Below are 20,362 nucleotides of genomic sequence, written 5' to 3'. Positions count from 1 at the left end.
GGGTTTTTTTATGGCTGCTATTTTTATTGGCATAAAGAAACTTATATAAAACTCAGTAGAAAAATAAGTAGCCAACGATATAACACCCATTACCTTGCTGTCCTAACAGTTTCTATTTCAGCACAACGTATGCAGCTGAAATAAAAACTGTTAAAGAAGTTAGCATTTAAAGTAAGGAAAATAATTAGGGTAGAAAAATTGAGATATGAGCTTGCTCTTTGTTTTCTTGAATCACATTGTCGTATGCTGACAGCTGCTCATTCGAGAAACTATTGGTAAACTGCCACATGGTAGCAAATATCGCGGTCAACAACACTGCCATGACCGTGAGTATGACCCATAGTGGCGTTTCGCTCGTGAGCGTGTGTTTGATTTGGTCGGGTATCGCCCAAAATGGCGAGAACTCGTTCTTATTACCCCGTAGATGCTCAATTTCATCCCCTAAGCGTGAGATAAGATAACGAATTTTCTCTGGCGCCTCTAAACGATACTTCCCTTGAAAGCCAAGCAGCATCGCATAGTGATAGACCTCCAGAGCAGGCAGACGCCTCTCTCCTTGCTCGCGTAGCCCATCTAAACGCTCAAAGAACTCATTACCAGCAATTTGTGAGCCAAATAAATCCAGCTGCAAAGGATTTAGCTCCCAAGCATCTTTCAAAGTTTGAAACTCTGGCTCCTGCGAGGTCATGATGGTCTCATCAATCAACGCACAATACGCATACTTAGCTTCATGGATATCTTCTGACAGAAATCCTTTTTTGCGCGCATTCATCTCGAATTTATCTAAAAAATCATATATTTTTTGACGAAATTGTCGCGGCTCTGTACTGAAATAATGATTGCGCAATAAAAACACCAAGTAAAAGCCGTCATACATGATGTCTACCAGCGACTGACTACTGATACGCTTATCTAGACCAGTTGCTGAGACCTTTGAAGCCACCTCGCCTGAATCTAACAACGAAGGTGCAGAACCCATTGAATTATTCCCTGACATGATTATTCCTAATACTTATTATTTCAAATACTATTGAGGGCGTGTCCTCAAAATGAGAGCGCACCCTAGTGCATACTCATCTTGCAACCTCAGCACCTCTAGAGACAAAAAGAACTACTGTACGATAGCCATCAGCTCTATTTTTAAATCATCAAAGCCATTTGGCACATAAATACAGATAGATTCAGATTTGAGCATTTCGTCATATAGCTCGCCTACCGGTTCGATGGTGAAGTAGCTAAAGCCTGGTCTCACTGGTATCGCACTGGGTACTTGGCTAACATGTGAAATAGAAGAGCCTGGCAGCGCTGACAACACACGTTTCTCTACTGAGTCAGGCGTCGCAATTTTAAATCGGCGTGGTACGATATCGATGAGCTCGTGCATCGGCAATGATGAGCTAACAGACAGATACAGCTGTGAGCCACGCGTGATCTTGTCACTACTTAGCTCGCCTGTATAATAAGATGGCTTATTTTGACGTAATGGAATCGAGATAAAGTTACTGGCAATGACGGTATTGAGTAGCTCACGAATAATCAAAATGATACTAACAAATGAGTCATTGGCATTATCGTGATGATAAGAAGGTAAGTCGCCCACCTTATATAATGAGCTAAAAGTAGCCAATTGGCTGGCGACATTTAATAATGCTTCATAAAGGCGTTCTGGATGTAGTTTGGCATTATTATATAGATGACTGAGCTGAGAGTATGCGGTATTTAGCGTATGTAATAGCCAAAAAGAGGCAATATCTGAGGAGCGAAATTCCAGTAAGTCATTGTTAGACTGACGATGATGGTCATACAGTGACGTGGACTTGGTATTAATCATCGTCATCAAACGATATACGTGACCAATAAGCGCAGGGTTACTCGTAATATGCACACTTGGGACAATATAATCATCATCGACTTGATAGACGCCTTGAGTGGTACGCACGAGCTTGGCTACCAATAAGGACACGGTATCTTGGCTAGGCGCTTGCGCAGAATGGCTTAATTGCAAACTTGGCGACAGCTTAATCACGTCAATGACTGCTTCAGCCGCTTGGCTATATAGATCTTGTGCCTCAATAGCACCCCTTACATAGCGTGCTGGATTGTCACTACGATCCGTCTGTATATTGCTGCCGCCACTATGGACAATCTCTAAACTCAAAAATACGAAAACTTCATCGCCATTGTCTTGGGTATCTAAGGTAATGGCTTTCGGTAAAGTGTCGGTACGAGGCGCATGATATATCGTACCATCTGGCAATACCGCATAAATACTTTGAAAACTTAGTAAATTGCTTTCCAAAAGTTGCTTATCAATCTGAACGTCAGATACGCCATAAGCATAAGGATGCACCAGCATCATACTCAAAGCGCGTTGCGAGTCATGATAAGTGTCTTGAATCTGAAAATGTTGGGGTCGCAAAAACAACCCTTCTCCCCATAATACCCTGTGTTTACTCAAGACAATCTCCTAAGAACAGCTGACTAGTGGCTGCTGATAATATTTAAGTTTGGTGGTAAATGTAGGTGCCAGTGCTGGGTCAATACCCTCAGTAATGCTGACATCGCATCCACCAATATTGATCGCCAGTGGCGTATCAAAATTGAGACTGGCAAGTGGGATAAGAAACTGTGAGCGCTTTTTGGTATATCTCAGCCCCACTTTAATAGCGATAAAGCGCGCGTCTTGTGGAATGTTCACAGTCAGACTGCTCTCACGATTTGGGATAATACTGATCTCTTTGGCCGCCAGCGCTTCAATATCCGTAAACTGACTCTCCTCCTCCAAAAATGCGATATAGGCAGTACTTGCTGTGCCTACTTTGGTACGCCCTGCATTGGCATTAGTGGTGGGTTTGATATTTAGGGTAATCTGCTGACGCTTCAGTTTTTCTTGTAATGCTTGCTGCTCAGCACTCATGGTCGCCAGCTGCTGTTGCTGCAGTTCTAGCTGTGCTTTTAGACTTTGCAGATCAGCACTATTTTTGCCATTATCAACGATATGGCTCATGGCATCTATAGTAGGAGGCTCGCCTGCCAATGCTGATACCTTGTCATTTAACTTGCTCAATTTATCAGTGCTGCATCCGGCGATCGCACCACTTAACAAGCAAGTAGCGGCGATTAATGATACTGGCAGTGTCATACATTTATTCATACTTTCAGTTTACCTTAGCTTTTTATTATCATTATTGACTGGTCAAAATCTCAGCCATTTCTGGGCGACCGAGCACGCCTTTTTTGCGCAGCTCGACATGCCCAAGATCCATCATACGCCAATCACCACCCCACACAAGTCCGGCAGATTTGGCTACTTTACCATATAATTTATAGCCTCGCATTGCCCAAGGATCCTTTTCGCTTATGACAATTTTACCATTTCTGATAAAGGCGCTATCGCCCGCTAAACCAAACTGATGATAGCTCTTGTATGATCCTGCCTTCGTTACATGAGTGCCTTTTTTCAATAGTCTTGCTTGCCTTGCAGGGCTACGATAGCCTTCTAACAGCACCATATCATAGCCATATTGGTCACTCATTACTTTATACACTGTCAACAGCCGTTGGACAAAATCCGAGTTCATTTTTTGCCAATTACGGTCAGCATTTTTGATATTGATATGACCATTGTTTAGATGTGTAGCCAACATGTCACCTGAATAGCCAGTGCTATGATCTTGCGTGTTTAAGTCAGACAAATCAGGCTCAGGGAGCATTAGTGGCCTATCAATCTGAGGTATATTTGTCTGATTATCCGGCCAATAGCCTTCCTCTGTCTTGTCAGCTTGGTAGCTTGCAACCTCGGCTTCTAGTTCAGCAAACAGCTCCTCTGGCGGAGGCGACGGTGGACGCAGACGCTCTCCTATGAGTAGTTGACTGATTTGCAAATTTGTCGTGCTAGCCACGGTATCGTTGGCATGATAAACCTCCAGAGAATGATTGGTAATCAGGGCATAACACAATCCAACCGTTGCCATGACAATCAAAAAAGACAATGCCGATATCACTGGAATACGAGAAACATCTATGTCCGAAATAAAACGAATAAACTGCTTGATACGATAATCAAATGCTTTCTTTGGTGTCTTTATTGATGGACGCTTGAATTTTAGGCTAGACAATCGATGAAAAAATACCATTACCTTATCTAATAGTCGCCCACATAGCTGCCGATCAAAAAGCATGACCATCATGAGGATAGAGAGCAATGTAAAGACCGATACAGTCAAGTAAATCATAGGCAAGAGTCAGCGACAGTTGAGACGATAAAAACATAATAATAATAAACAGGCGTTGATAATTATGATTTCGTCAGTATTATATAGACAAATCATCTCCTTTTAAAACAAAGCTAACTTAATTACACTAATTTTTATTTATTCCTATCCATTAGCTTATTTATAGACAGCTTAAAAATACCATTTCATTATAAAAATTTACTTAATAATTCCTAAAACCCTCACTGGTTATCGAATTTATAGTTTAACAACATTTTCAAAGTGATTCCTATCATTACAACCGAATCACAAAAAAGACAAATAAAGTTAACTAATATAATAAAAACAAGCTTGCAGATATCATAAAATTTGGATCGAAAAGCTTGTCTACATGGTAATAATCATAATAAAACCCAACAAATAGGGAGTTTAAATAAGTGGGCGCAAAAAAAATACTGTCATACGGCCGATCTGTTTTAGTCATGCTTTTGGTGTTGTATCTCATTTTGGTCTGGATGTACTTTAAAGACAATGCGCGACAGCTGACCTCATCTGGTTTATTACTATGGTTTGTTACCATCCCTTTATTGTTTCTTGGCTCTATCATGGCGCTCTTATGGTGGCAAAAAAAACTGGATAAACAAACAACCGATTCACCAGAGATACTTGATGGAACAACAGATAAAACAGACACTATTAAGCCGCCCAATACTTATCAGTTATTCATCTATAGCCGTGTCTGCCTACCAGAAGGTGACTGTTGGTCTGAGGTGGTGGACAATGTTGCAGACCTAACCGTATTGAGCGAGGATTTGACAGATATTGATGGTATGCCAATGTTGGTCAAACCGATTGCAAGACTCCCTGATGCCGCCGCCCTACCATATCCTAATATCTCTGATGCCTATTCAGCAGACTCAGAGTTTGACGACAGCTATTCAGACCATTATTTAGATTCGAACAGTGATTTAGACAGCCATATCGATGATGAGAGATTTACTGAACGTAAAGCCGCGTTAAATGATACTACCTTACGTTTACAGGCATTAATTTATGAGCAGCTAGTTCTGAGTGAGGAGATGCTGTCTAGCCTTGCCGAACACTTTTACCAACATCACCAACAAGATATGACTCAGTCCAACGCAGCCATTCATATTCATCCCGAATGGCAGCAACATTATTTGGTGAGTACCAACGAAGTAAGTAGTGAAAATAACAGCAGTAAAAAGAACAGTGATGACAAAATGACAGCAGCCTCTGCTGGTCATTTAACCAATCTTCCTATCTATCTATGCTTACCTGCCAGCGCCGATTCAGCATTTTTGATCGCGACCATAAAAGAACAGTTAGCCACTTACGGTATTCCTGATACACGGCTTGCTATTACGACCATCATAACTGACAGCACTGACGTCGCAAACACCGTAGCTAATCATAGTGCTAATAATACCGCCATTGCCACACCTACAGAATTCATCAATAGACATCTGCTGCCTTTATCTAAATCAACTGCGCCGGATCTTTGCTTAATTCTCATTGCAGATTCACAGATAAGTGAAGAATGGTTAGACACTCATTTGTATTCTGAGCAAATGACCAATGTCATTCCAACTGAGGCGGGTGCGCTGTTGCTATTCTCGAATCAAGCGGCTCAAGAGCTACTCAATATTGACGCCAGTACCCGTATTTTATTAACGGAGATAGGTACAGCTCATCGCACTGAGCTTTTGAGTGATAAACGTCGCTATTTGAATCATTTAACGACTATCAAAAGTCTATTAATAGACAATATGCTTTCACTGTCACCGACCGATACGACCACGCTAAAAACCCCTGATAAACAGACAGTAAAGTCCGCAAAACAATCGTCTGACATCAGCAGCAAAGAAAAATACAAGACTAATGTTGCTATGTCAGACATGGCCATTACCGCCATGTCTGACATTAATCCATTAAAGCAGTCCTATGACTTATCAACGTATATGAGCTTTCTTGAAGCATTTATAGCACAAGGCGCTCTAGTAAACGAGCATCATTTAGGGCATTATATGCCATTGAATAATTGGTTGAAGCCATTCATCAGCCTATCACTATTCATTGACTTAGCCAAAGAAGACCAACAAGAGTCAGACATATCTTTTTTAATTACTCAACATAAGCACTGTAATATGCTTTGGTTGCTAGACTCTTCTCCAACATCTGAGTCGTAGTTTTAATGGTGCTTTGTCGTGGTAAATACTCGTTTTATTATCTTAAGTTCACACTAGGTAGCACGCATGTTTTCAAGGTTTTTTCATCTTATCTATAACCCAAGAGTATTATTGGCGCTGGGGCTCATAGTCGCCCTAGTCTTACTTTATGATTATGTGACTATTAAAACCTTTGTCATAATCATTGGCGTCCTAATCACATGTACGGTGCTGGGGGCGCTTGGCTATTACCTGTGGAAAAAACGTAAGCTTGCCTCAGATGAGCTGGCAAACTTAGTGGAGGATAATGGCAACGAGAGCCAAGGTGACGATAGCCCTCATGTGGCCAAAGATGAAAACGCTCAAGAAGTGCAAGCGCTACGTCAGCAAATGCAAGATGCCATTAAAACCATTCGCAAATCAAAGATAGGCGATCAAACAGGCAAAGCGGCGTTATATGAGCTGCCGTGGTATATGGTCATTGGTAATCCCGCGGCAGGCAAAAGCTCTGCAGTGCTACACTCTGGCTTAAAATTCCCCTTTATGGAACAAGGTAACAAGCTATCCGTTAAAGGCGTCGGCGGTACACGTAACTGCGATTGGTTTTTTTCGACTGAAGGTATTTTGCTCGACACCGCAGGACGTTACTCCGTTTATGAAGAAGATCGCTCAGAATGGTTGTCATTTTTAAGCCTACTCAAAAAGAATCGACCTAAAGCACCGATCAATGGCATCATCATCGCGGTCAGTATCGCCGAACTCACCAAAAATGACCCAAACTATGCCTTGGATTTGGCCAAGAATCTGCGCAGCCGTGTGCAAGACTTAACTGAACAGTTAGAAGTTTATGCGCCTGTCTATGTGGTCTTTACTAAAATGGATTTGATTTCAGGCTTCCGTGACTTCTTTAATGACTATGAGCAAGAAGAGCGCAGCCAAGTATGGGGCGCGACCATTCCCTACCCTGAAGACCCAGAAAACATCAATATTACTGACGTATTCGAAGAACATTTTGGCGTATTGGTCAATGGTTTAAAAGATTTGAGCACCACTAAGCTATCCTTACGTCATCAGCGCACGGTATCTCCCAGTCTAATGACTTTCCCAATGGAATTTCAGTCATTACGTCCCATGATACGGACGCTGATGCATGCTTTGTTTGAGGACAACCCTTTCCAATTTAAGCCCATATTGCGTGGCTTTTACTTTACCAGCGCCTTGCAGGACGGGCAAGTTAGCAGCCAAATGACGTTGCAAATGGTACAAAATTACGATTTGCACCCACCTGCGATACCGCTCAATGCGCAGCAAGAAGCCGCAGACAAGCCCTATTTTTTACAAGATCTATTTTCTAAAGTCATTCTAAAAGACAAGCATTTGGTCAAGCAGCATAAAAATCGACACAAGCGCAGTCATCGTGCGCTTGCGACGCTAGCTGCTGTCGTGACTTTGTGTGCGGCTGTCGGTCTGTGGACATGGTCTTATGCCAATAATAAACAGCTCACTGAGCGTGTCGTGGCTGACTTACAGCAAGTCGCAGCGCTACAAAAAAATTCTAACGGTGATTTACAATCTCAGCTTGAGTCGCTCAATATTCTACAAAGTCGAATCGAGCAGCTTGAAGGCTATGAAGACGACAAGCCGCTGTCTTTGAGTTTTGGCCTCTATCAAGGCGATAAGCTTAAGCAAAAATTGCTAGCAGAATATTACAACGGCATCAGCATCATCGTCTTAGCGCCAACCAAACAAAATATCGAAACGTTTTTGACCGAAGTAAATACCAATGCCGATCAATTAGAAGTCCGTACAGGAGACTCAAACACTGATGACACCTCTGATGCTGCCGTTAATGATGCTTATATCCAGTCGGACCCCACAGACGTTGAAGATGCTTATAACGCGCTCAAAGCTTATCTCATGCTTGGCAATCATGACAATTTAGAGGCCAGTCATTTGAGTGATCAGATGACCCGTTTTTGGCGCAACTGGCTCGAAGCCAATCGCGCTGACATGCCGCGTGACAAGATGATTCGCCAAGCTGAGCGTATCTTGAGTTTCACCTTGGCTCATGTCGACGACCCCGCCTTTCCATTGATCCAAAATGACTTAGGGCTGATAGACAAAACCCGTAGCAATTTATCCAAGGTTAGCAAAGGTCAACCTGCTCGTGAGCGGGTTTACTCTGAGATTAAAATGCGTGCATCTGCCCGCTTCCCATCGGTCACGGTTGCACAGATTACGCAAAACAATGCTAATGAAGCACTGCTTGGTAGCTATGTAATTTCAGGCACTTTTACTAAAGAGGCATGGGAGGCTTTCGTCAGTGATGAGATTGATAAAGCGGCCACTACGAGAGTGGTCGCCGATGATTGGGTGTTGGCCACCAGCAGCCAAGATGACCTTACCTTGACGGGCAGTCCTGAACAGATACGACAATATCTGGTCAATCGCTATAAGCAAGAATATATCAGTGAATGGAAACGTTTTTTATCTCAAGTATATGTTCGGGATAGCACAGGCTTCGATGATCATGCGGTCTTATTAAACCAGCTGTCCAATGCCACAGAGTCACCGTTAAAAACCCTGTTTGAGACAGTAGATCGCCAAACTCAATGGGACAATAAAGCGGCTAATCAAGCAGCTGGCAATGGTGGCGAATCTCGTCGCTCATTTGTCAATTGGTTTAAGCAAACCATCCTGCGTCAAAGCCCTGCTGAGCTGCGGCAAGCAGAAGCTGCGATGAATAATGGTGGCAGCTCTAGTAACGCCGCGCCTGTAGCACAAGCAAGCTCAGGTGTGATTGCGCAAGAATTCTCTTCTATACATGCGCTAGTAACGCCAAGAGAAGAAAATCAGGATCTGTCATTATTAGACCACTATTTAGTCAGTTTAGGTGATATCAGAACCCGCTTTAACAATATCGCTCGTAGTGACGACATCGGCCCTGATGCTTTGTTGTTTGCCTCACAAACCCTCAGCCCCGAAGGCTCAGAGTTAACCAAATCTCTACAGATATTAGATGAGCAGATCCTGAGTCAAGCCAACTCTGAAATAAAACAACTGGTTCGTCCGTTGTTGAGTGAGCCACTGACTCGTTCATTTAACATGCTGCTGACGCCCACTAAGGCTGAGATTAATAAAGTTTGGAAAGCGCAGGTCTATAAGCCTTTCCTCGATAATTTAGGCAGTAAGTATCCCTTTACCGCCAATGCAAACTTAGAAGCGACGCCTGCAGAGATCGGTCAATTCTTCGGCGAAGATGGCTATGTGGCGCGATTCGTCAACGAAACGTTATCGCCCTTTATCATTCGCCGCGGCGATCAAATCTCCAGTAAAATCTGGAATGGTGCAGGTCTGGGTCTCAACCCGCAGTTTGTCGCTGATTTTGGCCGTTACTTTACCAATTATATGGGCAGCAATAGCACAGGCGCTGCTGGTGCGAATAATACTGGTGGCGCTGCCAATCAAACCACTTTTCAAATTATGCCATTACCCGTCAGCGGTTTGACTGAATATACCATTGTAGTCGATGGTCAACAGTTGCGTTATCGCATGGGTACTCAAGCGTGGACAACGTTTGTATGGCCGAACCCAAGTAGCCAACCTGGTGCCAGTATTCGAGCCAAGGACTATGATGGCAGAGACTTTACTGTCTTTGAAGAAGCAGGCAGCTTTGGGGTAGAAAGGCTCATTAACAGTGCACGCCGTACTGAACTTGGCAATGATATCTTTGAGATGGCATGGTCTGGTGACGGTATCACTGTCTCTGTACGCTTTAGAATCATCAGCGGCAGCGGCAGTAGTACCACTACCGGTCAAGGTCGCTCTACCAATCCCTTTACCGGAATGAAACTACCAGAGGAGATTATTGCCCTTGGTGTCACACGTACAGCAAGGCCAATTTCTGATAATAATGCTGTTGATGGTGACACTCCTAATACAGGTTCTGGCACCAATCAGCCAGTACCAACTGGCGAGCAAAATACAAGCAATGTCACGCCGCCAGCCCGCGTATCTACTATAGTCCCTAATACCAATAATGAAAATAGTCCACCAGTACAACCGCCTACTGATACCACGACGGCTACTGATGATCGTTCAGCCTTGACTGAACAGCAGGAGCAAACACCATGACTCCAGACTCCTTGCCTTTAGTATATTTTGGAAAATTGCCTGCTCGCGGGGACTTTGTACGGGCGCGCGCTCATATCTCTGAGACCAATGCCATTGATGAATGGGTCAGCGAAGCGCTAGCCGTGTCGGAAAGTGTATTTAGCGGAATTCCGATAGACAATGTCAGTAATCATAACTTTGCCTTTTTAAATTTCAGTCATATCGACACTAGAGCTAACGAGATTATCACCGGTGTTTTGATCCCTAGTCACGATAGTAGCTATAGAAATTACCCATTGATAGGTTTTGGCGTGCTTCATCTCGATAAACCGAAAAACTGGATGAACTATCTGCCCGTCAAGTCATCAGCGCTTTGGAACGACACTTATGAAGTTTTGAGTATGGCCAAATCCAAAACTGACAATAGCGATCTTATGGAGCACCTCAACCATAGCCAACTCAGCATCGATAACAATGCCAGTACTTACTACTATGATTTTATCAATACCACTACGTTGCATGATATCGCGATCTTAATGAACATTGATAAAGCGCAGCTGATACAGCAAATCATTGCCACTGGCCTGTTATTTTTACCTACTTTTACTAAGGGTTTCCATGGCTTAAATAAAGCCATCTGCTGGTCACTTACCTCTGATAGAGAAAACTCGATACACATGGCCACTTTTTGGCACGATCTCATCAATGGTTTTTATCAGCCACACCAGCTCTACTTGAATACCTACTTATATCGTGTCGCTAATTGCTATCGCCTGCTCATGAGTTTTACTAAACCAGATGGACGTATACTCAAGCAAATATCAGAAAGTGAACAAACTTATCCTGAAGATTGGGTGGTCATCGCTCATAGCGACTGGACTCAAGGCTATATCGATGAAGACATTGGGTTGACCCGTTTCAATAAATTATTGTTACAAGACAATTTATATCTGTATGATACTAGGCAATTGTTTAAAAAAACTTTTTTAGCACAATAAATAATAGCTCACGATAACTGCTGATTCGTAACAGCTGATAGTAGCCGCCATGCATCATACCCCTGCAATTAGTCACTGCTCAACAATAGACAGATTAAAAAGGTACTTGAATGAAAGTCCTCTCTAGAATAACAAAATCCAAGCGAACAAATCACACGAAAAACCTGCTATTAGCCGCTGCTATCACCCTGCCTATGAGCGCCGTTGTATTTGCAGAACATAACGACACTCATGTGACAAATAATTCACAAAATGTGCCAGTGGTCATCAAAGGTGTGGTCGCTACCAGCTCAGACAAGCAGCAATTGCTCGACAAACTAAAAGCACAGTATCCTGATAAACCTGTCAGAGATGAAATCGAAGTACGTTCGAACATCAGTATACCAACCAACTGGCAACAGATAGCCACGACTATCATTGATAGCGACATTTCTAACATTCGTCAAGGGCGTATCGACATTCATGGAACGACCATTAGCTTACATGGCAAGGTAAGCAGCCTTGAACAAAAGCAAGCCATTCAAAACCGTATTCACTCGCGCCTAACTGATCTCTATCAATTAGAAAATCAGCTGGTCGTGGTAGAAGGTGAACAACGCCTCATAGACGAGACTTTGGGCAACCGTATCGTCGAGTTCGAGTCTGGTAGCACCAATCTAACGCCTATGGGTCTTGGTATCTTAGACGATATGGCAGGGGTGTTACAGCGGGTCGGTGATAAGCCTGTTCTTATTACAGGTCATACCGATAATGTCGGCAATTCTACTGCCAATCTTGCCCTATCAAATAAGCGTGCAGAAGCCGTCAAACAATACTTGATCGGTCGAAATATCAATGCGACTCGTCTCAGTACTACTGGTAAAGGAGACTCAGACCCTATCGCTAGTAACGACAACGAAGAAGGTCGCACTCGCAACCGCCGTATCGAATTTACCCTTAATGAATAACATCGCTATGTAGAACGTATGACGATAATGGTCACTAAGCAATGACGGTTAAGTGCTGATAGCTGTATTGATAATGCTGAAAAACATACTGTCATTGCTACTAGAGATATCGATGCTACAAAAAATGCCAATGCCAAAAGAGAGCCACTGCTAAAAAAATAGGGACATAACTATGCTACGCTTGACCAATACCGTGCTGCCTATGCACCCTGATCGGCTCTATGCCAGTGAAGGCAGCACTCAAGCGCCCTATCCGAGCGCTCGCCAAGACATCAATGCTCATCGTGCGTGGCAAGATAAGCTCATGCATAGCGCTGATGAAGCCGATATCATTGCTCAACTAAACCCCAATGGCAATCGCCAATACCAGCAGCATGGTATCGACACTTATGTGTTACATGTTTATATCCATGAGCGGCATCACCCTCCCTTTACGCCATTAACCAATCTCATCGGTAGCCCTCTGACCTTGAGCTTTGATATTCCGAGTGGCCTAAGCTTTCGTCATCTGTATATAACGGCTGTGCATCAGCTAGATCATGATGGCAGCTACGGCTATTATCGCCTGCTTGTACAGCCCATCACTTATCGCCTGCATCAGCATATACACAGTCATATTGATACTCATTTGACCGTACAAGCGATGGTAGCCGAGCGCATGGCTACGCTGGATATAGAAATAATCGATGACAGCAACAATGGTGAAGATGCTAACTGGTCACCAGCACGCATGACCCAGTGGCAAATAAGCGACTGGACACATATTTGCAAGCGGCTCGCGCGTCAAGGGCTGACCGCCTATCTACGCCATGAGCAAACGGACGAGCATAGTCCACCAAAGCTCATCATTACATCGCATAGTCCAAGTGACAGCGATGGCATCAGCTTACATATTGGCGCGCTGCGTTACCAGCAAGTGTTACATGACCATGTCCATGCACCAGTATTGGCATTGAGTGAGCAGGTCATCATCCAACCAAACTCAGTAACGATGCAGCGCTTTAATAGCGCCAGCGTCGCACAGCCAACCCAGTCCGCTGACATTGCGATGAGTAGTCATGCCGATGAAGAAAGCGATACCAGTAACCACGCACTCACATTAGATACGCCCGCTGCTTTTGCGCCAGTAACGGATACTGAAGCCATAGATGAAGCGGCTATTGTGGCAAACAGTCATCAAAGTCAGTATAGCGCCTATCATGCCCTAGCCCATGCTACGGATTTGAGTGTTGCCGATACCTTTATCCTTGTCGATCACAGTGCGCTCAATCAACACTACCGCGCTACCCATATCGTGCATTTGGCACGCAATAGTCTGGCGCATGTCACAGGGCTGACCCAAAGCTCACGCCACCAACAGCGTCATGCGTCAACATTAACAGCTGGCATTCATTTGACTCAGCTGCGCCTCATTACCGCTGATACCCCGTGGGTCGGTCATCTATATAGCAGACATGCCCTACCGCCGATGACGGGGATCACTGAAATGCAAAATGAGATGGATAGCCGTAACCATATGACGCCCACGCGCAACTATTTACTGGATAGTCCAGCTCAGCCTATCAACCGATTGGAGGCACAAGCTGGCGCTAACTACGGCACACACTTCACCCATAGAGCGGACGACCAAACCCTGATGCAGTCTATCGGCGATAGCGAGCATCTAATTAACACTGGCAGTTTATTGTCATCGAGTCGCCCTAGCCTATTTGCCACGGACAACGAACAAGCGATTGAAAGCGGTTATCGCAACACGGGCAACGGCCTGTCTGAATGGGTGACTGACCATCGTACAGAAAAAGCTTACTCTCAGATAAAAATAGACAGTGCTGGGATATCTGCCAGTCTAAAGATGGGGGTCATCAATCCATCAGACACCGCCAAACGCGAAGGCATCAATGCGACTACTAACGCTCAAATCAATATAAAATCAGGCGAAGCCCTCGTCCTTTCCACTCAACCGCAAACTCATACGCAATCTGGACAGCATAACTACCAGCAGCACACCCCGACTCTGACTCAAACTGGTCTTGGAGGTCAGCACTTAACTGAGCGGTTAACGCAACTGGCAACAGGGCTTGGACGTCATGTCAATGACCACAAAGCGATTAAAACCCAACTTGAAACTATCGCAGAAGAACAGCAAACCAAAACCCATCAAACGATGCCCTACACGCTAATCGATAGCGCAGCATACAGTGCTTATGCCAGTGACGATACGCTGATTCACAGAAGTATGGGTGAGATGATAACCACCACTCAGCAAGATATGATGATTAGTAGTGGCGATAGTCATAACCAAGTCAGTAGCGAGTCTCTAAATATCATAGCCGATGGTCAATTTAGCATGACCAATGCCAAAGAGAATATTACCCTCTCCGCCCATACGGGTAAGCTTGAAGCCACGGCTAAGCAAGATGTGAATATTGCCTCCTCGACTAAAGAGGTTGAGATAGTAGCGACGAATAAAATTACGCTGACGGCTGGTGGTGCGAGTATCACTTTAGATGGTGGTGATATTACGATTACGGCAAAGCAGTTTACGGAGAAGGCTGGTAAGCATAGTAGGGCTGGAGGCGGTGTAGATGGGTTGGGATTGGCAGGGTTGCCTAGCATAATTCCTGAGAAAAAGACGCTGATGGATGGAGTTTATAACTTAGCGTATCAGTTTGTTGATGATGATGAGGAACCTTATGCTAATACGCCTTACACTGCTATTAATAAAGTAACAGGAGAAGAGTTTAAAGGTAATACAGATAAAGACGGTTGGTCAGAGCGCTTTCAGTCCGATAATAAAGATGATATTGATATTCATTTAGAACTTATCTGGCAAACATAGAGAGAGAAAAAATAATGACTCAACAAGTAACTTCGAGCGCTGCTACACAAGCGAAGCCAGAAAATAATCAAATAATAAAAATTTCAAATGAATACTATTTAATAATTGGATTTGAAGTTAATTTATTGAAAAGTCTTATAATAAATGGTAAAACTTATGAAAGAGCATTCAATAAAGCTACGAATACTCAAGATTTGACTGTTGAAGATGGCTATGGGCATAACTATTTTATTACGGTAAAAAATGGTGTAGTTGATACTTTCTTTAGTTTTGGTCCAGGTGTAGATCAGAATGCTGGAACACCTCAACAAATTCAAGATAGTGCATTAGCTAACCCAAACTTTCTAGAGAGACGAAAAGGTATAGACGAGTATAGTGGAAAAAGGCCTGGTAATACTGAATATACTATTACAGAAACTAGTCAGCTATTTAAATTTAAAATTAGTAAAGAACAATTAGATAGTATAAGACTCCATGCTAACAATTTTAAGCTTCAAGTTGTTGCTCAAGAAGAAAAATATACTGCCTACAAAAACGATACTTGTGCAGAAACTGCAAAAGATATTCTAGATCTAGCGAATATATCTACACCTAGTGGTAAAGGGCATGTTCACACTCCCAGTGATCTAGCCAATAAGCTTATTCGTAATAAAACTTATGTTACTCCATATTCTTGGTATGATCAGCTTGAAAAACTTTATGGCTCTCACAATATATTTATAAATGGTAGTTTATTAGAATATGAGGGTGTAGATGGGATAGAGTTAGAGCACCCATATAAATTAGAAGAAAATTTTCATTGGTCTCTTGAACCTAATGATAACATTTTTCAAGATATTCAACAGTCCTGTTATCATGGAGATCTATCAGGTTTAGGAATTGATCAAAAGAAGTTATGTGTTACTAAGTAACAAGCTCAATTAATAATTATCTACTGAATCAGCTATATTTTGTTAATAGTAGATAAATATTAATGAAATGTTTTGTGACATTTAATATTAATAATGGAGAAAACTATTAGAAATTTACTAACAATAACTTTCATTGCTTTGGTTTCGTCAGGATGCTATCAGAGTATAGAGAAAAAGGGATCTACAATGACAAATGATCAAAAGATAATTAATGCAGTAGTCAGATCGAAGAATATTAATAAAAATATCACTAATGGAAATGGCAACATTAATGAAGCTCTTAAGTCATCTATGGAAATACTTTCTGGAAAGTCTACACTATTAGATAATGTTGATGAATTTGGAGAATTCAAACCACATGTTCCTAAACAAGGGCCTATGAAAGATTACTTCTTTATAAATGATCCATTGCATATATCTATTAGTTTAAACAACGAAATTACAAATATTGAAAGAATTAAAATAGCTACGACTACTCAGAAAGAGTTAAAAACAAAAAATTTAGATTTTGATGCTTTAAACCTTAAAAACTATGATATAGCAAAAAATAAACGTTTAGAAAGCACCTCTACAAACAAATATACTTACCTATTAAATCGCTTATATAGTTCAAAAGACTATCCAAACGTTATAGTCAGTATTTTAATTAAGACATCAGATGAAAAAGAGTACTTGAATTACAACACAGCTAGTGAATTACCTGAATATATACCACGCATTAGAATTTCTTTAAAGGATCAAAGATCATTACGACCATTTCAAACAATAGGTAATATATAGAACCATTTAAAAACGGGCGAAGCATTAGTACTCTCAACCCAGCCGCAAACCCACGCACAAGCCCAAGAGCACGACTACCAGCAGCATACGCCAACGCTGACCCAAACCGCACTCGGTGGTCAGCACCTAGCGGAGCGACTCACGCAACTGGCAACGGGATTGGGTCGCAATAGCAAAGATCATAAAGCGATTAAGACTCAGCTTGAGAGTATCGTCAAAGAGCAAGATGCTAACCAGCTTAATAAGACCCATCAAACAACACCATTCACGCTGATTGATAGTGCAGCGGATACAAGTTACGTCAGTGACGACACGATTATCCAACGCACTATGGGTGAGATGATAACCACCACTCAGCAAGACATGAATATCAGTAGTGGCGATAGTCATAACCAAGTCAGTAGCGAGTCTCTAAATATCATAGCCGATGGTCAATTTAGCATGACCAATGCCAAAGAGAATATTACCCTCTCCGCCCATACGGGTAAGCTTGAAGCCACGGCTAAGCAAGATGTGAATATTGCCTCCTCGACTAAAGAGGTTGAGATAGTAGCGACGAATAAAATTACGCTGACGGCTGGTGGTGCGAGTATCACTTTAGATGGTGGTGATATTACGATTACGGCAAAGCAGTTTACGGAGAAGGCTGGTAAGCATAGTAGGGCTGGAGGCGGTGTAGATGGGTTGGGATTGGCAGGGTTGCCTAGCATAATTCCTGAGAAAAAGACGCTGATGGATGGAGTTTATAATTTGGCATACCAGTTTATTTTTGCAAGAAATATGCCTTATGCTAATGTAGCTTATACAGCTAAAAACATTACAACGGGTGAAACAACTCAAGGTATTACAGATAAAAATGGCTGGACTGAACAATTCTATACAGATACCGAAAATGAAATTGAAGTCCATTTAGGTTTACCGTGGCAGAACTCAACAGATGATAAACCTTATAATCTAACTTATCAGTTTGTATTTGCTAACAACCTACCTTATGCAAATGTTAAATATATAGGTAAAAATATAAGAACTGGAGAAGTCTATCGCGGCACTACTGACGAAAACGGATGGACTGAAGAATTCCATTCAGAAAGTGAAGACGAAATTGAATTAAGCTTAAATCTACCATGGCAAAATAATAAGGACTCTTTATGAGTGATCCAGTAACTCATGCTAAAAGATATACTAGTAACAGAACTAAAGCTAAACCTACAAATAAGGTGGTACAGAAGGTCTCATATATCTCTCAAGAGCAAGTTAGCAATATTGAAGATAGAGCGACAGATATGATAGTAACAGCGCTATTGAGAGAGTACTCTAATGCTCCTGGTGGACTTTTAGGAGCATTACAAGCTTTGTTAGTAGGTGGACAAGCAACTCTTAATCATGTAAAGAGTATTTTCCAAAAAGATTACAACTGGTACAAAGCTACTGGGGAAAGGCTAGAATATCAGGAACTTAGTTCTATGCCTGGAATAAGAAGATGCTTAGATTATATGAACTGGGATAACTACGAGACGTTCGACGAAGCTTGGAAAGATGTGGGAAACCAATGCTATAACAAATAATCAACTTATAAGAGTAATATAACAATGAATATTATTATTAAGTCTTTACTATTTATTAGCATAATATGTTTATCATCTTGTACTAATAACTCAAATTTAGCTGAACCTAAAAAAGTTTCATTAATAGACTATATCGACAAATCTGATTTAGAGAAATATGGTTTTTCAGCTAATGATATTGAGAACTTCGATACTAAAATCAAGGATAATGGTGTATTTGCAAACGACTATAAGAGCTATGAGGTTAATGGATTTACAATCTTATCAAGTACTGAAAATACTGAACATATATTCATACTAAAAAATAATAAGTTTATTGCTACTTTTGATGACCAATCAAGAAGCTTATACTCTACACAAACTAATATTCCTACACGATTAGATGCTATTGTTACTTATATACCTGAAATTCCTTCTTTGAGCTATAGCACTAATAAACTAAACCATTACGACCTTAATCTGGATGGTATTGATATTATTAGTGAGATCATACCGAGTGATGATAAAGGATTAGATTATTTCTCTGCAGAGCTTTTAGGTGCACCAAATCTTAATATCGTTGAAGCAAGTATAAATGGTAAAGAGTGCAAAGCCTTAGCAGGCTCTTTTGCCTGTTGTCTTTCATCTCAGGAAAGTTATGATGCATATAAATTCAGCTATCAAGATGGTTGGATTAGTCTTCCCACTAATAAAAAATTAAATACAATGTGCAATGCTGAGGATTTCGAAACTTCTAAACATGAACTTAAAAACAAGCTTTTCTTAAAATGACAAGTACGAAATTTACCAATTCTTATTAATGATCTAAAAGTTCTTGCTCACTAGTAATAGTCACATCAACATCAAATATGCCAACACCCTCGTCCTCTCCACCCAGCCGCAAACCCACCTCCAAGCACAGCAACTGAGCTATGCTGAAGAAACCGTACAACTAAACTTGGTAAACTAAGCGTATTAATCGGAGTTTATCATGACCAAGAAAGTAAGAACCTACAGTGACGAATTTAAAGCCGAAGCTGTTAAAAAGATAGCAGACAACAACGGCAATATTTCAGCGACCGCAAAGCAGCTTGGCATCGCCATGCAGACCTTAACTAATTGGCACAGTAAAGCCAATCAAGGCAAACTTATCGGCACAGAACAATATGATCCTGAGCTTATGGCAGCTATTCAGGAAATAAAGCAGCTCAAGCGGCAACTTAAAGTGGCCGAAGAGGAACGAGAGATATTAAAAAAGGCGACGGCGTACTTCGCGAAAAACAGCTAGTCAAGTACGCCTTTATCAAAGACAACCAGCAAGTCTTTAGCATTAGTAGCATGTGCCGCGTACTACAGGTTAAACCCTCAAGCTACTATGACTGGCTAGGTCGTCATATCAGCTGTCAGCAGGTACATCGTAATCAGTGCGAGTTATTGGTTAAAGCCGCGCACAGTGAAACCCTCGAACGCTACGGTTTTGAGCGTCTGCATGCGTATCTAAGCGGACAAGGACATAATATTAGTCTATACATGGTCAGAAGCATCAAAGAAGAATTTGGCATCAAATGCCGTCGTCATAAGCGCTTTAAAGTCACCACTGACTCTAATCATCACAAACTGGTCTATCCAAACGTGCTCGATCAGAAGTTTGACACCAGTCGCCCTAATGAGTCTTGGGTTAGCGATATTACTTATATCTGGACAAATGAGGGCTGGCTGTACTTAGCAGGGGTCAAGGACTTATATACCAAAGAGTTGGTCGGTTACGCTATCGGAGTTTTTCAAGCTAGTTGTCACCATCAAGCCCAATTAAGCAGCTTGTAATCT

At 42.0% G+C, this 20,362-nt stretch carries 14 protein-coding genes and 1 pseudogene; 11 read left to right on the top strand and 4 right to left on the bottom strand.

Features of this window, described 5'->3' with window-relative positions:
- Positions 1-184: 184 nt before the first annotated feature.
- The 4 genes from icmH to I3252_RS09260 form a co-directional block, all read right to left on the bottom strand.
- Positions 185-997 carry a type IVB secretion system protein IcmH/DotU gene (icmH, locus tag I3252_RS09275; RefSeq protein ID WP_060491495.1) on the bottom strand — a complete coding sequence of 271 codons (813 nt, stop codon included), beginning with the start codon at positions 995-997 and terminating at the stop codon, positions 185-187.
- Between the two features lie 114 nt (positions 998-1,111).
- Positions 1,112-2,458 carry a type VI secretion system baseplate subunit TssK gene (tssK, locus tag I3252_RS09270; protein WP_238034984.1) on the bottom strand — a complete coding sequence of 449 codons (1,347 nt, stop codon included), beginning with the start codon at positions 2,456-2,458 and terminating at the stop codon, positions 1,112-1,114.
- A 9-nt stretch (positions 2,459-2,467) separates the two neighbouring features.
- Complete coding sequence (locus I3252_RS09265) at positions 2,468-3,154, bottom strand: hypothetical protein (protein WP_238034983.1); 687 nt, start codon at positions 3,152-3,154, stop codon at positions 2,468-2,470.
- A gap of 31 nt (positions 3,155-3,185) precedes the next feature.
- Positions 3,186-4,235 (bottom strand): M15 family metallopeptidase, encoded by a 1,050-nt coding sequence (locus I3252_RS09260; RefSeq protein WP_238034982.1) that lies wholly within the window; start codon positions 4,233-4,235, stop codon positions 3,186-3,188.
- Positions 4,236-4,651: 416 nt separating this feature from the next.
- Between I3252_RS09260 and I3252_RS09255 the strand changes: the two genes are divergently transcribed.
- The 11 genes and pseudogenes from I3252_RS09255 to I3252_RS09205 all read left to right on the top strand — a co-directional run.
- Positions 4,652-6,424, top strand: a complete 1,773-nt coding sequence (locus tag I3252_RS09255) for a hypothetical protein (RefSeq protein ID WP_238034981.1) — start codon at positions 4,652-4,654, stop codon at positions 6,422-6,424.
- Positions 6,425-6,490: 66 nt separating this feature from the next.
- Entirely contained in the window at positions 6,491-10,537 is a 4,047-nt protein-coding gene (tssM, locus tag I3252_RS09250) for a type VI secretion system membrane subunit TssM (protein ID WP_238034980.1), read from the top strand.
- On the top strand, positions 10,534-11,514 hold the full coding sequence (gene tagF, locus I3252_RS09245) for a type VI secretion system-associated protein TagF (protein ID WP_238034979.1): 981 nt from the start codon (positions 10,534-10,536) through the stop codon (positions 11,512-11,514). Before tssM ends, tagF begins: the two co-directional genes overlap by 4 nt.
- A 233-nt stretch (positions 11,515-11,747) precedes the next feature.
- Positions 11,748-12,461: an OmpA family protein gene (locus I3252_RS09240; protein WP_045451536.1), complete on the top strand. Its 714-nt coding sequence runs from the start codon at positions 11,748-11,750 to the stop codon at positions 12,459-12,461.
- Positions 12,462-12,633: 172 nt separating this feature from the next.
- A complete protein-coding gene (locus I3252_RS09235) occupies positions 12,634-15,300 on the top strand; it encodes a DUF2345 domain-containing protein (RefSeq protein WP_238034978.1) in 2,667 nt (888 codons plus the stop codon).
- 14 nt (positions 15,301-15,314) lie between these two features.
- On the top strand, positions 15,315-16,211 hold the full coding sequence (locus tag I3252_RS09230; protein WP_238034977.1) for a hypothetical protein: 897 nt from the start codon (positions 15,315-15,317) through the stop codon (positions 16,209-16,211).
- Between the two features lie 186 nt (positions 16,212-16,397).
- Entirely contained in the window at positions 16,398-16,991 is a 594-nt protein-coding gene (locus I3252_RS09225; protein ID WP_193008261.1) for a hypothetical protein, read from the top strand.
- Between the two features lie 159 nt (positions 16,992-17,150).
- Positions 17,151-18,143, top strand: a complete 993-nt coding sequence (locus tag I3252_RS09220; RefSeq protein WP_238034976.1) for a DUF2345 domain-containing protein — start codon at positions 17,151-17,153, stop codon at positions 18,141-18,143.
- Positions 18,140-18,556 carry a hypothetical protein gene (locus I3252_RS09215; RefSeq protein ID WP_193008265.1) on the top strand — a complete coding sequence of 139 codons (417 nt, stop codon included), beginning with the start codon at positions 18,140-18,142 and terminating at the stop codon, positions 18,554-18,556. Before I3252_RS09220 ends, I3252_RS09215 begins: the two co-directional genes overlap by 4 nt.
- 24 nt (positions 18,557-18,580) lie before the next feature.
- Positions 18,581-19,327 carry a hypothetical protein gene (locus tag I3252_RS09210; RefSeq protein WP_193008267.1) on the top strand — a complete coding sequence of 249 codons (747 nt, stop codon included), beginning with the start codon at positions 18,581-18,583 and terminating at the stop codon, positions 19,325-19,327.
- A 199-nt stretch (positions 19,328-19,526) separates the two neighbouring features.
- Positions 19,527-20,308: pseudogene (locus I3252_RS09205) on the top strand (IS3 family transposase); the annotation flags it as partial.
- Positions 20,309-20,362: the final 54 nt, after the last annotated feature.

Source organism: Psychrobacter sp. Ps4 (assembly GCF_022129285.1).
GTDB lineage: Bacteria > Pseudomonadota > Gammaproteobacteria > Pseudomonadales > Moraxellaceae > Psychrobacter > Psychrobacter immobilis_A.
This window is presented reverse-complemented; position numbering and strand designations above follow the sequence as displayed.